Here is a 13,789-nt window from a genome sequence, read left to right on the forward strand (position 1 = left end):
CAGCCGTTCGATTCGCAGGAGGAACGATGACCAACCCCGACCAGGATCCGAACCAGCACGAGGGCCCCGCGGACGGCGGTGCGGCGGGTACGCCGGGCGTTCATGACGGTGGCGCCGACGGTGGAGCCGAAGGGCCCGCGGACGGCGGCGCGGCGGGCACCCCCGGTGTCCACGACGGTGGCGCGGACGGCGGAGCGGAGGGCCCCGCGGACGGTGGTGCGGCAGGTACGCCGGGCGTTCATGACGGCGGCGCGGACGGTGGAGCCGAAGGGCCCGCGGACGGCGGCGCGGCGGGCACGCCGGGCGTCCATGACGGCGGCGCCGACGGCGGAGCCGAGTCCGACAGCGGCTCTTGAGCATCCCCCCGACCGAGCTCCTGGACGCCGGCGCCCCAACAGGCGTCGGCGTTTTGGAGACACGACTGACCGGCCTGAGCCGGGAGCGGTTCGCTCGCGACGTCTGGGCGCGCACAGCGCTGCTCACGCAACGCGCGAGCGATTTCTCCGACCTGTTCTCCGCGGACGCCGTGGATGAACTGATCTCACGCCGTGGGCTGCGCACGCCCTTCCTCCGCGTGGCCCAGGACGGCTCCACCCTTCCTGAGTCGTCCTACACCTCACCCGCCGGTGTCGGCGCCACGATCGGTGATCAGCTGGACGACACCGCGCTGTGGCGCAGGTTCGCCGACGGCGCCACGCTGGTCCTGCAGGCCCTGCACCGCACATGGGGGCCGGTAGCGGACTTCAGCGCCCGGCTGGGCACGGAGCTGGGCCATCCGGTGCAGGCCAATGCCTACGTCACTCCGCCGCAGAACCGCGGGTTCGACGACCATTACGACGTCCACGATGTCTTCGTCCTGCAGATCGGCGGCGCCAAGCGCTGGTTCGTCCGCGAACCGGTCCACCCCGCCCCGCTGCGCGATCAGCCCTGGTCCGAACGCCGGGGCGCCGTGGCCGAGGCGGCGCGGGGCGAGCCTTGCATCGACACGGTTCTGGAGCCCGGTGACGTCCTCTACCTGCCGCGGGGTTGGCTGCATGCCGCCCAGGCGCAGGGCGAGGTCTCGATCCACCTGACCCTGGGAATCCACAGCTGGACGCGCTACGCGCTGGCCGAACAGCTCGCCCAGTCCGCGCTCGCGGAGCTGCGCGACGATCCCCAGATGCGCGGGACCTTGCCTCTGGGGGTGGACGGGCCGGACGGTGAGATCGACCTCGTTCGCGAACGCCTCCTCGCCGCCGTCACCGAGGCCGATTCCGCTCCGCTGTTCCATCGCACCCGGCGGTCCCAGGGACGCCCCGCGCCGCTGGGACCGCTGGCTCAGCTCAAGGCGGTCGACGGGCTCGGCCCCAACTCTCGGGTACGGCTTCGCGGAGAGCTGGCAGCGCGACTGGAGGGCCCGCGCCTGGCCACGCGGGTGGGCTGGCTCGACTTCCCCGAGGGTGAGCTGCCGGCGGTGACGCGCATGCTCGACGGCGAGGTCCGCACCGCCGGCGATCTCGGCGTCGCACTCGTGGAGAGACTGCTGCGCGCGGGCGTGCTGGTGCCCGCGGAACAGTGACGTGGTCACGGTGACTGCCGCGGAACGCTTCTTCTGCGCCGACGCCGCGCGCACCCGCGGCGACTCCCTGGCGGGAACAGCACCGCACGGCTCCGTCTGGGTCCTGATCGAGTACCTAGGCGGCTGGCCGCCCAACGGGTTCGACGGCCTCGACCTTGAGCCGCACACCAAAGGGCTCGTGTTCGCCGCCGCCCAGGCGGTGCGGGCGCGGGTGCTGCTGGTCAGGCGGCACGGACGCCACAGCCCTCAAGGCCCCAGGCGCTGGGCCGTGGTGCGCTATGAGAACTCCGGCGCGCACCGTCAGCAATGGGGCACGTGGAGCCGTGACCAGGACCTGGCGCAGATCGCCGGAGCCCTCGATGCCCCCGGAGAACTCGGCTGCCCGCCCGTGGTCCTCGTCTGCGCCCACGGCCAGCACGACACCTGCTGCGCCGTGCGCGGCCGGCCCGTGGCGCGTGACCTCAGCGAGCGCTGGCCGGACCTGGTGTGGGAGTGCACCCACATCGGCGGTGACAGGTTCGCCGCCAACATCGTTGTGGCGCCCGACGGTGTCTACTACGGCGGTCTCGATGCCGGGTCGTCGGTGGCGGCGATCGAAGGGCACCTGGCCGACCGGATTAGGGCCGAGCATCTGCGCGGATATACCGATCTCTTCCCACCTCAGCAGGTCGCTGTCGCAGCCGTACTCGAGCGCTTCGGCCCGGCCGGCCGGCACGACTACACGGTCGTCGAGACGTCCCGCGAAGCCAACCGCTGGCGCATCCGCATCACCGGCCGCCCGCCTCGGCCGGCGGCCATCGACGTCGAGGTGCACTCCTACCGCACACCGCCGTACCAGCTGACCTGCCGCGGCCTGTCGATGAGTTCCGCGGTCGGCTATGAGGTCGCTTCGATCGGTGTCGGCTGAGCTGTTCCCACGACGCGCTGAGCTGTTCCCCAGACGCTCCGCGAGCACGAAAGCGGGTGTGCCGCCGAAGGGAACATCGGCGGCACACCCGCTCAGACCGCGACGAACCAGCAGGTTCCTACGGTGCGATACGGCTGATCAGCTGTTGACGCAGGTGTTGCCGAAGGCCGGGTTGAGCAGGCCGATGACGTCAACGGTGTTGCCGCACAGGTTGACCGGGATGTGGACCGGGACCTGAGCCTGGTTGCCCGAGAGCACGCCCGGCGAACCCACGGCAGCACCCTGGGCGCCGGCGTCAGCGGACGCGAGACCGGCCGCGCCCATCACGAGACCACCGGTGGCCAGAACGACGCTCATCGTCTTCTTCATGGCAGACATACTTCTTTCTCCTTGATTTCCATCAGCGAAAAGGCGCCAAGCCGGCCTCACCACGTTGTCGCGCGGCCGGAGCACCCCGCCTCATTGGCACCTGGGCTGGTCAACGCCCTTCCCGGGCTCCGGACACGCAGATTCCCCCAAATGCCGACAGCTGGACCGAGCCGCCCGTCGCGGGAACGGGGCGGGCACGTGGCCCCGGCCGCCCCGAGCAGGCAACAGCCGGCAATTACCCGGGGGTAACTTCGCGCGGAGCGGGCAGGTAGCCCATCAGGTTGTACGACAGGCAGCCACCGCACGGCAGACGGGCCGGCGTCACACGCGGCCCGGGCAACTGAAGGGACCGTCCTCATGGCCACACCCCACCGGCTCCGCATCACCCTGCTCCCGCTGGCCCTGGTCGTCACCAGCGCCGCCCTGGGCACCGGAGCCGCCATGGCCGTACCGGAGGGCAAGCCCTCTCACACCGCCCCGAACACCCCCGAGCAGCGCCCCACCTGGGCCATCGCCCACCGGGTACTGACCACGGGCGGGGTGAGCACGGCGCTCTCGAACGGGGCCAACGCGCTGGAGATCGACGCCACGGCCTGGCGCAAGGGCTGGTGGGCGGACCACGACGGCACCCTCACCAGCTCCGGCGACACCATGGCGGACATGTTCGACCAGGTGGCCAAGGAACACGAGGGCGGGCGTGATGTCTCCTTCGTCTGGCTGGACATGAAGAACCCCGACTGGTGCGACAGCCGCGACCCCAAGTGGCGCCACTGCTCGGTGGCCGCACTGCGGGACATGGCGCGCACGAAGCTGGAGAGCAAGGGCATCCGGGTGCTCTACGGCTTCTACGGCAAGGAGGGCGGCAGCGGCTGGAAGGACGCCCTCGGCGACCTGAACTCCAAGGAGGCGGTGAGCTTCAGCGGCGACTACGCACAGGTCCGGGACGGCTTCGCCGAGCACGGGCCGAACGTCCCCGGCAATCAACGCGTGATGGACAACGGCCTGTTCAACATGGCGCTGAAGTTCAGCGGCATCCGCGAGGAGCTGGAGGCCGGCCGGAAGGCACGGGACACCGGAGACCTCGCGCAGACCGTCGGCTGGACGGTGGGCAAGGGCGACAGGGAGCGCGCCGCCACCCTGCTCGACTCCTCCCAGGGCAGCGCCGCCGTGGACAGCCTGATCTACGGCAACCGGATGTCGTGCTACCCGGACGGTGTCAACGGTCCGCAGGGCTGCGGCACCGATGACAGCGCGGTGCGGGAGTCGCTCTCGTACATCACGGACTACGTGAAAACCCACCCGGACACCCGCCGCATGGCCACCCCGAAGGACATCCCCTTCGGCAGCTGAGGCTCTCCTTGGGCTACTGAAGGGCCTGTTCGCGAAGGGCGTGGATGAGTGTGGTGACGTGAGGGCGGTCGCTGCGGTTGATGGCGGCCACGCCGATGTGCCGGATCGGTGTCGGCGACATGATCGGGACGGTGCACAGGCCCGGGATCGTCGGGGTGAGCGCGATCGAGGGGATCAGCGAGATTCCCATGCCCGCGGCGACGAGCGAGCGGGCGAAGAAGTAGTCGGTGGTGGTTCCGCGCACCTGGGGATCGAAGCCGGCGCGCTCGGCGTAACGGCGCAGGTACGCCTCGGTCTTCAGGCAGCCGAGCACCCAGGGTTCGGCCGCCAGCTCGGCGAGGTCGAGCGCGTCGCGGTCGGCGAGCCGATGCCCTTGCGGCAGCACCACGTGCAGGGGGTCGGCCAGCAGCGGCGTCCACTCCAGGGTGGAGCCGGGGCCGGCCGGCAGCGGGCCGTCGAAGTGGTAGGCCAGGGCGAGGTCCACGGCGCCCTGGCGGACCAGCGGCAAGGTGTCCTCGGGTTCGCCCTCCCTGACGTGCAGCACGGTGCGGGGGTGGGCTGCCATGAGCCGGGTGATCGCGGCGGGCAGCAGGAGCCTGCCGCCGCTGGTGAAGGTGGCCAGGGTGAGTTGGGCACGGCCGGTGCCGAGCTGGGCGACCTGCTGTTGGGCGTGCTGGAGTTCCGCGGCGACGGATTCGGCGGCGCCCACCATGATCCGGCCGGCCTCGGTGAGGGTGACGCCGCGGGTGCTGCGGGCCACGACCTGGGCGCCGAGGCTGCGCTCCAGGGCGGCCACCTGCTGGGAGACGGCCGAGGGGGTCAGGAGCAGGGCCGTGGCCGCCTGGTTGAAGCTGCCGTGCTCCGCCACCGCCCGCAGAACGCGGAGCCGCTGCACATCGATCAACAGTTTTCCTTAATGCGTAGCCAGTAAGTCGGCACTTCTGTCGATGACGATAGGTCTCCAGGATGGGGGCATGCAAAGGATCTGCGTCATCGGCGGAAGCCGTTACTTCGGAAAGCTCCTGGTGCGGCGGCTGCAGGCCACGGGCCACCAGGTCACTGTGATCAACCGCGGCTCCACCCCGCCGCCCCCCGGCGTCGAGCACCTGGTCGTCGACCGGGACGACGAGGCGGCCCTGACGGCCGCGCTCGCCTCCCGCACCTTCGACGTCGTGGTGGACCAGGTCTGCTACACCCCGGTGCAGGCCGCCATCGCCGCCCGCGCCTTCGCCGGCCGCACCCGGCGCTACGTCATGACCTCCACGATCGAGGTCTACGACCCCGCGACCGCCGCGCTGCCGACCGTGCCTCCCGGCACACCGGTGACGGAGGACACCGTGGACCCGGCCACCTGGCGGGTGGCCATGGACCTGCCCTGGCACGACGACGCGTACCTGGAGGCGCACTACGCCGAGGGCAAGCGCCAGGCCGAAGCCGTCCTCGCCCGCGCCGCCGGCCTCGAGTTCACCAGTGTGCGCAGCGCCCACGTGCTCGGCGGGGGAGCGCAGGAGTTCACCGGCCGGCTGGCGCACTACGCCGGGCGCATCACCAGGGGCGAGGAGATCACTGTGCACGCGAAGGCCCTGCCCACGGTCTTCATCCACTACCAGGAGCTGGCCGACCTGCTGCGGTGGGCGACCATGGCCGACTTCACCGGCCCGGTCAACGCCTGCTCCGACGGGCCGCTCGACGTGCACGACCTCGCCGCGATCATCGCCACGCAGGCCGGCCGGGAGCCCGTCTACCGCACCGTCCCAGCGGGCGGCGAGGCTTCGGCGTTCTCCTTCGACCGCCACTACGCCATGAGCAACGCCCGCGCGAAGGAGCTGGGCTTCTCCTTCGCCCACACCACCGACTGGCTGCCCGGCGCCGTCGCCGAGACCCTCACCGCCGCGCCGTCACCCACCGCCTGAGGAAGCGAGCCCCCGTGCAGTACCGCACCCTTGCCCACACCGCCGTCAGCGCCATCGGCCTGGGCGCCATGCCCCTGTCCATCGAGCACCGCCCGGACGAGACGCGGGCCATCGCCACCGTCCATGCCGCCCTCGACGCAGGCATCACGCTCATCGACACCGCCGACAGCTATCACTGGTACGCCGACGAGGCGGGCCACAACGAGCTGCTGATCGCCCGCGCCCTGGCCCGCTACGGCGGCGACACCTCGGGCGTCCTGGTGGCCACCAAGGGCGGCCGCGGCCGCCCCGGAGACGGCAGTTGGACCGTCAACGCCACCCCCGCCCACCTCAGACAAGCCGCCGAGGCCTCCGCCAAGCGCCTGGGCGTCGACGCGATCGGCCTGTACCAGCTGCACAAGCCCGACCCGGCCGTGCCCTGGACGGAGTCCGTCGGCGCGCTGCGCGAGCTGCTCGATGCCGGCACGATCCGCGCCGCGGGAATCTCCAACGTCACCACCGACCAGATCCGCCAGGCGCACCAGATCCTCGGCGACGGACTCGTCAGCGTGCAGAACCAGTACTCGCCCGCCGTCCGCGCCAGCGAGCCCGAGCTGCGCCTGAGCACCCGACTGGGGCTGGCCTTTCTGCCCTGGAGCCCCCTCGGTGGCATCTCCCGCAGCTCCCTGGACGGCCCCTTTGGCCCCGCCTCCACCGGCACCGCCTTCCACCACATCGCGGCCGAGCACGGCGTCAGCCCGCAGCAGATCGCCCTGGCGTGGCTGCTCGCCCGCTCCCCGGCAGTGATCCCCGTACCGGGATCCAGCCGCCCGACCTCCATCACCGACTCGGCCAAGGCGGCAGAGCTCACGCTGAGCACCGCGGAGCTGGCGCGGCTCGAAGACGCCCTGCCGGACTGAGTCGGGGCGGGGCGCGGCGCGGCACGGTCCTCTCGCCGCGTCGGCCGAGTTCGGGAAACTCCCGGCCACGAAGGGGCGAGCGAACCCGTGTGCCAGGATGTGAAGCGTGTCGTACACCCAGTTCACCAGCCCGTTCGTCGGCCGGGAAGACGAACTCGACCGTCTCGCTGATGTCCTGGAGCGTGCCCGCGCCGGCGAGGCCCGCGCGGTCCTCGTCGCCGGGGACGCCGGCGTCGGCAAGACACGGGTACTGGATGAGCTCGCCGGACGAGCCGTCGCGGCCGGGACGACCGTGCTCACCGGCCACTGCGTCGACCTCGGCGACGTGGGACTGCCGTATCTGCCGTTCACCGAGATCCTCGGCGCGCTGGCCGCCGACGAGCGGTTCGCCCCGGTCCTCGGCGGCCATCCGGTGACGGAACGGATGCTCGGTGGCGGCACGGACGCCGCGGGGGACGTGAACAGGCGCCTGCGGCTCTTCGAGGACGTGGCCGCCCTGCTGGTCGAACTGGCGGACATCGCCCCGCTGTTGCTGATCCTGGAGGATCTGCACTGGGCCGACCAGTCCTCCCGGGACCTGCTGCGGTTCCTGCTCAGCCGCAGTGTCCTGCAGCGGCCGACCGGCGGCTCGCACGACCACCGGCTCGCGGTGGTCGCCTCGTACCGGGCGGACGACCTGCACCGCCGCCACCCCCTGCGCCCCCTGCTGGCCGAGCTGGTGCGGCTGCCCGCGGTGGAGCGGCTGGAACTGCAACCGCTGCCCGACGCGGATGTGGCCCGGCTGGTGCGCTCCCTGCCGGATCACCCTCTGCCGGACGCCGCCGTCCACCGGATCGTCGAGCGCGCCGAGGGCAACGCCTTCTACGCGGAGGAACTGGTCGCCGCCACCGACGCCCCGGCCGACAGCGTGCCCAGCGGCCTGGCCGACGTCCTGCTCATCCGGTTCGAGCAGCTTTCCGACACCGCCCAGCAGGTGCTGCGCACCGCGGCCGTCGCCGGGCGACGCGTCGGCCACGATCTGCTGCGGGACGCCGTCGAGCTGCCCCCGGCAGAGCTGGAGGCGGTGCTGCGCGAGGCCGCGGGGCGGCAGCTGCTCGTCCCCGGCGACGGTGACACGTATGCGTTCCGCCACGCGCTCGCGCGGGAGGCGGTCTACGCCGATCTCCTGCCGGGTGAACGGGCCCGGCTGCACGGCGTGTTCGCCCGCCTGCTCGCCGGGCAGGGCTGCCGGCCCGCCGGCGCGGCCGAGCGCGCCCACCACTACCGCGAGAGCCACGACCTGCCCGCGGCGCTCGCCGCCTCCTTGGAGGCCGCCGACCACGCCCAGCGCGTCGGGGCGCCCGCCGAGGAACTGCGGCACGTCGAGGCCGCCCTCGACCTCTGGTCGGCGGTCGAGGCCTCCGGCCGGCCCGCCGGGACCGACGCCGTGACGCTCACGCTGCGTGCCTCGGCGGCGGCCGCCCATGCCGGGGAACTGCACCGCGCCGTCTCCCTCACCCGGTCCGCGCTCGCCGGGCTCGGCCAGGACGCCGACTTGGAGCTCGCCGCCCGAGTCCGCTACACGCTCGCCGGGAACCTGCTGACCGTCGACAACCTGCCGGCCGCCCTCGCCCACAGCCGAGAGGCTCTCGCTCTCATCCCCGCCGAGCCCCCTTCGGCGACGTGGGTGTGGGCCGCGGCCACGTACGTGATGGCTTCCGTGATGGCCTCCATCCGCCAGGGCGCCGCGGGCGAGGACGCGCAACGGATCGGCCATCAGGCCCTGCGCGTGGCCGAGGAGTTGGGCGTCGACGACGCGCGGGCCGACCTCCTGATCTCCATGACGTTCCACACCCACAACAAGCGTCGCTCCCCGGAGGGCAGGAAACAGCTGCAAGAGGCCCGGGAGCTGGCGCGACGATCGGGCAACGCACCGGTGGAAATGCGCGCCTTGTTCAACCTGGCCGTCGGCTGCTTCGAATCCGGTGACCTGGAGGACTGCCTGCCGTGGGCCGCGGAGGGCCTGGAACGGGCCCGCCGTTCCGGACTGCTGTCCTCGCCCTATCCGCACGAGATGCGCTACCTGTGGCTGCTGGTGCAGTACACGCTCGGCAACTGGGACGAGTGCGCGCGCGGCGCGGCCGAGGCCGCGGCCCAGTCCGGCGCGGGCGACTACACCGCAGGGCCGGGGCTGTACGTGGCCCTGGCGCGCGGTGATTTCACCGCTGTCGAGCGCGCCCGGGCACTGCTGGAGGGGCCGTTCGACTGGATCAACACGCTGGTCGCCGGCATCGTGCGGACCGATGCCGCGGCCCTGCGGGGAGACCCGGACGAGGCGGTGCGGTCGATGCGTCACACCCTCGAGTCCCTCACCAGCGAGGCGGGCACGGCACCCGACGTCACGGTCCGGCTCACCGTTCTCGCCCTGGCCGCACTCGCCGACTCGGCGGTCGAACTGCGCCTGCGCGGTGACGAGGAGGGGGCCAGGTGCCGAGCGGCCACCGCGACCGAACTCGTACAACAGGCGCGGGCTTCTGCCACGCGCGGCGAGGACGGCACACCACAGGGTCCGGAGGGGCAGGCGTGGTTGGCTCGTGCCGAAGCCGAATGGGTCCGAGCGGTGTCCGGGCCCGACGTGGCGGCCTGGGAGAAGGCGATGACCGCCTTCGCCTACGGCGACGCCTACGAACGCGCGCGGTGCCGACTGCGGCTGACCGAGGCCCTCCTGGCGGCCGACCGCCGCGAGGAGGCGGCCGCCGAGGCCGACGCGGTGCGCCAAGAGGCCGACCGGCTCGGCGCCACCCTCCTGCGGGAACGGCTGGACGCTCTGGTGCGTCGCGGCCGGCTGGCGGTCCCCGCCCAGGACCGCACCGCCGTGCTGACGGCCCGTGAGCAGGACGTGCTGCGGCTGCTCGCCCTCGGCCGCAGCAACCGGCAGATCGGCGAGGAACTGTTCATCAGCCCCAAGACGGCCAGCGTCCACGTCTCCAACATCCTCGCCAAGATGGGAGCGGCGAGTCGTACGGAGGCGGTGGGCGTCGCCTACCGGCAGGGCCTGATCGCCACGGAACCGACACCGTCGGATTGACCCGGAGTGCCGACGGGGACGACCTCGGGCCCGCGAAGAAACCGACGACCACGCGGCCGATCCGGGACCGCGGGGACGCCCTGGCCGCGCCGTACGGTCGTCGCCTGGTCGAGCACGGCCGGCTCGGCGGGCTCCAGCTCGGTGGTACGTCAGAAGTCGACGACTTTGTCCGGCATGTCGAGGGTGACCGACAGCCCTGGGGCAGGGGCGTCCTCCTCGGTGGCGGTGTGGTTGAGCAGGAGGCCGGCGAGCGGCCGTCCTGGTTCAAGTCGCGCCCCCGGTGCGAGCGGGGTCCTCGCGGCTGTCTTCGGGTCGGTCCGTTCGCTCCCGCAGGCAGAGCACGGCGCGGAGTGCCGAGGCGCTGTCGAGGAGGGCCGCGGATCGCGCGGTGATACTGGCGTCCCTGGCGGCCAGCACCGACTCGACGTCCCGCGACCGGTGGGCGTTGCGGAGTTGTGGCATGAGCGCCTGGAGCGGCGTGATGCGGTATCCGGCCTTGCGCAGCTGGTGCACGATCCGTGCGTCGCGCACCTGGGCCGGTGTGTAGCGTCGGGTTCCGCGCACGGGGTCGCGGTCGGGGACGACGAGGCCCTCCGCATGCCAGTGCCGCAACGTCGAGGGGCGTACATCGAGAGCGGTGGCGAGTTCGGAGATGCTCATCGCGTCCGAGGCGCGTACGTCGTCGATCGGCTCGCGGGAGATCGCGCGGGCGGCGTCCTTGGCCTGCCCCAGTTCGGCGCGCTCCTTGTCGAGTCGGGCATGCGCCGCGTCGAGAAGGGCCAGGGCCTGCGAGGCTGGGCACTGGTGGAAGGCCCGGACGATGTTCTTGGCCTCGACCGGCCCCGCCGCCGCGGCGAGGGCCCGGTAGGCCAGGGCGCACTGCAGATGCACCTCGCCGTAGGTCCGGTATCCCGTGGCCGTGCGTGCCGCGGGCGGGAGCACCCCGTCGCGTTCGAGGTTGCGGATCTGCTGGACGGAATACCCGACGCTGCGCGCGACATCAGCAGTGCGCATACCTGCTGATTTGAGACTTGTCATGTGGGAAACCCTATGCCGGAGCGGGTCTGCGTCCAGAAGTCTCCACAAGCACTTCAATGGAACGCTGGAGCGCATGACCAGTGAAGAGATCATCAGCTTCGTGGACGCCCTTGACGGCGTCCTGACCCTCAAGCCCGCACCCGGCGACGGCGCGCCGGAGATCAGCTGGGGCGACACCTTCTTCTACTACGCCCCCGACGGCGTCACGCCGACGGCGTCCCAGCCCTTCGCGACCGTCGTGACCAAGAACTACCCCGGTGACGAGTCGTCCCGCCTTGACCGGCCGGACGCCTTCCGTGTGAACATCGCCGCCGGCAAGGACGCGTTCATCCGGTGGACCGGGCACGCGCCGCGCGAACCGGCCTCCGCCGAGGTCGACCCCAGCGCCGCCGACACCGTGATCGCGCACCCCGTGTACGGCAGCCTGGGCTGGCTGGCCGTGGTGAACCCGGGCAAGCGCACGCAGGCCGCAACACATGAACTGCTGCGAGCCGCCCACCACCTTGCACGCTCACGCCACGAGCGACGTTCTGAACCGACAGCATGATGAAGGAGCTACGGTCTGCGGCGGGAGCGGACCGAAGATCCCTGGCACTCACTCCAGTCCGTCGTCGTCCTCGTCCAGCGCAGACGCATCCGGGTCGCGCAACGGCCGCAGGGCGCCGGCGGCCGGAGTCGAGGCGGTGTGCGCCGCGCCGTAGGTGCCCGTCTCGACGCCGGGCATCGTGGCCCGCCAAAACCGCGGGTCGTCCAGGTCACGGAACCGGGTGCTGGAGTTGTAGCCGAGGATCTTGAACAGGCCGAACACCATGTCGGAGTACGAGGCGTTGTCGGTCGCCACCATCTCCGGTGTACGAGCGCTTCAGTCGCACCGGTTGCTTCCGCTGTAGCAGGGCGAGTATCCGGCGCTCGGGGTGGGCGCGGGGCCCGGGTGGGTGCGCTCGTACTCGTGCTGGGAAAACACGAACAGCACCGTGAGCGCCGCGACCGCGAGCAGTTGCAGCATCATCGTCCACGGGGCACGGGCCAGCGCCGCGAGCACGGCCAGCACGAGCGCGCCGATGAGCAGGTACTGCGTCCATGCGATACCGGCGCGCTGCGCCGCGTCGATCCTCGCCTGGTCGTCCTGCGCCGCCCATACCTCCATGCCGTGACCGAAACTCCCCGCCACGTGGACGACGACCTCAACCACCAACAGCAAAAGGCCCATGGAGACGTCCGCGCGCAGTGACGTCCTGCTCGACCAGGGCCATCTGCGTCGACGTCGAGGTTCCGTGAGAGCACATGTCATGGCCTCACCTTGCCGGGCCGGTGGCAGGGCGCGCATGAGTACGCGCACTCAGCCGGCCCGGTGGGGGAGGGCCGGGTCAGTTCTCGGTGGCCGGGCGAAGGACGACGGGCAGTTCCCGGTGTCCGTTGGAGATGAACGACTCCCCGGGGCGCAGTGCGGATGCCGGGACGGCGAGGGCGAGGTCGGGGAAGCGGGTGAACAGCGCCCGCAGCGCAGTCTCGGCCTCCATCCGGGCCAGCGCGGCGCCGAGGCAGACATGGACGCCGTGGCCGAAGGCGAGGTGGGTCTTGCTGGCCCGGGTCACGTTGAAGGAGTCGGCGCTCGGTCCGTGGAGGTCGGGGTGACGGCCCGCTGCCGCGTACGAGGCGAGGATCGCCTCGCCCTGACGGATCGTGAGTCCCTGCGGCAGCGCGATGTCCTCGACCGCGAACCGCATCGGCAGGTGCGCGACGGGCGCCTCGTAGCGCAGCGTCTCTTCGACGACGTCTGTCCACGGACTCTTGCCCTCGCGGACCAGGGCGAGCTGGTCGGGGTGGGTGAGCAGCGCGGCGATGGCCTGGTCAAGGAGGTTGACGGTGGTCTCGTAGCCCGCGCTGATGACGAGGAGGAGCGTGTCCAGGAGCTCCTGCTCGGTCAGCGCGGAGCCGTCGTCGTCCCGGGTGGCGATGAGGACGGAGGTCATGTCCTCGCCGGGCTCGGCGCGCTTGGCCGCGACCAGGTCGGCCAGAATGCGGTAGACCTCCTGGGTGTTGGCGGCGGCCTGAGCGGGGCTGAGCGTGGTGTCGAAGACGCCGTCGACGGTACGGCGGAAGTCGGACTGGGAGTGCTCGGGAAGCCCCATGAGTTGGCTGATGACCCGGATCGGCAGCGGATAGGCGAACCGCTCGCGCAGATCGGTGGGTTCTCCGGCAGGGACGGTGGCCAGCTCGTCGAGCAGCGCGTGGGACATCTCCTCGATGCGCGGCTGCAGGGCCGCGATCCGGCGTGCGGTGAAAGCCGGGCTGACCAGCCGCCGCAGCCGCCGGTGGTCGCCGCCGAAAGCGGTGAACATGTTGTCGACGGCCACCCACAGCGCGAGCGGCCACGTGCCGACGATCTTGTCGGGGAACATCGGCCAGTGCCGCCGCGGATCCTTGGAGACCCGCGGGTCGGTGAGGAGCTCCTTGAGCAGGGCCGGGTCGGACACCGCCCACGCCTCGACGCCCAGGACATCGACGCGGGCCGCCGGCCCGCGCGAGCGCAGCTCGGCATCCTCGGCGTGCCGGTCGCTCCCGGCGGCATCCAGGACCAGGATCTGCGGCTGGTGCATACGAGAGCTCCTCGGGGAAGGTGGACGAGCGGCAAGCCGTCTGCGGCCAACACGGGTACAGGACACCCTAGTTGGCCACCGGTGGGCC

The 13,789-nt window shown here is 71.8% G+C and carries 13 protein-coding genes and 1 pseudogene; 8 read left to right on the forward strand and 6 right to left on the reverse strand.

The features are described 5' to 3' along the window. Positions 1-26: 26 nt before the first annotated feature. Genes ACIGXX_RS16385 through ACIGXX_RS16395 form a run of 3 tightly spaced genes read left to right on the forward strand, consistent with a single transcriptional unit; the run spans position 27 to position 2,465 of the window. Positions 27-356, forward strand: a complete 330-nt coding sequence (locus ACIGXX_RS16385; protein ID WP_351166545.1) for a BatC protein — start codon at positions 27-29, stop codon at positions 354-356. Further along, positions 353-1,558 carry a cupin domain-containing protein gene (locus tag ACIGXX_RS16390; protein ID WP_399976177.1) on the forward strand — a complete coding sequence of 402 codons (1,206 nt, stop codon included), beginning with the start codon at positions 353-355 and terminating at the stop codon, positions 1,556-1,558. The genes ACIGXX_RS16385 and ACIGXX_RS16390 overlap by 4 nt, the downstream gene beginning before the upstream one ends. Positions 1,559-1,568: 10 nt before the next feature. After that, the gene (locus ACIGXX_RS16395; RefSeq protein WP_351166802.1) at positions 1,569-2,465 is read left to right on the forward strand and encodes a sucrase ferredoxin; all 897 of its coding nucleotides are present in this window, start codon (positions 1,569-1,571) and stop codon (positions 2,463-2,465) included. Between the two features lie 138 nt (positions 2,466-2,603). Here ACIGXX_RS16395 and ACIGXX_RS16400 read toward each other — a convergent pair whose 3' ends face one another. Further along, positions 2,604-2,834: a chaplin gene (locus tag ACIGXX_RS16400; RefSeq protein ID WP_383824897.1), complete on the reverse strand. Its 231-nt coding sequence runs from the start codon at positions 2,832-2,834 to the stop codon at positions 2,604-2,606. Positions 2,835-3,191: 357 nt separating this feature from the next. Between ACIGXX_RS16400 and ACIGXX_RS16405 the strand changes: the two genes are divergently transcribed. Next, the gene (locus tag ACIGXX_RS16405) at positions 3,192-4,184 is read left to right on the forward strand and encodes a phospholipase (protein ID WP_399976180.1); all 993 of its coding nucleotides are present in this window, start codon (positions 3,192-3,194) and stop codon (positions 4,182-4,184) included. A gap of 13 nt (positions 4,185-4,197) precedes the next feature. On the opposite strand, the gene ACIGXX_RS16410 is transcribed toward ACIGXX_RS16405, so the two are convergent. Then, complete coding sequence (locus ACIGXX_RS16410) at positions 4,198-5,088, reverse strand: LysR family transcriptional regulator (RefSeq protein ID WP_399976183.1); 891 nt, start codon at positions 5,086-5,088, stop codon at positions 4,198-4,200. A gap of 70 nt (positions 5,089-5,158) precedes the next feature. Here ACIGXX_RS16410 and ACIGXX_RS16415 point away from each other — a divergent pair, with 70 nt between their 5' ends. From ACIGXX_RS16415 to ACIGXX_RS16425, 3 genes are all read left to right on the forward strand, one after another. After that, a complete protein-coding gene (locus ACIGXX_RS16415) occupies positions 5,159-6,097 on the forward strand; it encodes an NAD-dependent epimerase/dehydratase family protein (protein ID WP_399976186.1) in 939 nt (312 codons plus the stop codon). A gap of 14 nt (positions 6,098-6,111) precedes the next feature. Beyond that, positions 6,112-6,996, forward strand: a complete 885-nt coding sequence (locus tag ACIGXX_RS16420) for an aldo/keto reductase (protein WP_351166557.1) — start codon at positions 6,112-6,114, stop codon at positions 6,994-6,996. Positions 6,997-7,102: 106 nt separating this feature from the next. Continuing rightward, positions 7,103-10,063, forward strand: a complete 2,961-nt coding sequence (locus tag ACIGXX_RS16425) for an AAA family ATPase (RefSeq protein WP_399976189.1) — start codon at positions 7,103-7,105, stop codon at positions 10,061-10,063. Positions 10,064-10,327: 264 nt separating this feature from the next. On the opposite strand, the gene ACIGXX_RS16430 is transcribed toward ACIGXX_RS16425, so the two are convergent. Beyond that, positions 10,328-11,101 (reverse strand): MerR family transcriptional regulator, encoded by a 774-nt coding sequence (locus ACIGXX_RS16430; protein ID WP_351166561.1) that lies wholly within the window; start codon positions 11,099-11,101, stop codon positions 10,328-10,330. 73 nt (positions 11,102-11,174) lie between these two features. Between ACIGXX_RS16430 and ACIGXX_RS16435 the strand changes: the two genes are divergently transcribed. After that, on the forward strand, positions 11,175-11,648 hold the full coding sequence (locus ACIGXX_RS16435; protein ID WP_399976193.1) for a DUF6194 family protein: 474 nt from the start codon (positions 11,175-11,177) through the stop codon (positions 11,646-11,648). A gap of 144 nt (positions 11,649-11,792) precedes the next feature. On the opposite strand, the pseudogene ACIGXX_RS16440 reads toward ACIGXX_RS16435, so the two are convergent. From ACIGXX_RS16440 to ACIGXX_RS16450, 3 genes and pseudogenes are all read right to left on the reverse strand, one after another. Further along, a pseudogene (locus tag ACIGXX_RS16440) lies at positions 11,793-11,951 on the reverse strand (Tn3 family transposase); the annotation flags it as partial. Positions 11,952-11,963: 12 nt separating this feature from the next. After that, positions 11,964-12,428 carry a DUF6234 family protein gene (locus ACIGXX_RS16445; RefSeq protein WP_399976196.1) on the reverse strand — a complete coding sequence of 155 codons (465 nt, stop codon included), beginning with the start codon at positions 12,426-12,428 and terminating at the stop codon, positions 11,964-11,966. 40 nt (positions 12,429-12,468) lie between these two features. Next, entirely contained in the window at positions 12,469-13,701 is a 1,233-nt protein-coding gene (locus tag ACIGXX_RS16450; protein ID WP_361468698.1) for a cytochrome P450, read from the reverse strand. Between the last annotated feature and the right edge of the window lie 88 nt (positions 13,702-13,789).

Source organism: Streptomyces sp. NPDC055243, from assembly GCF_044544025.1.
Lineage (GTDB): Bacteria > Actinomycetota > Actinomycetes > Streptomycetales > Streptomycetaceae > Streptomyces.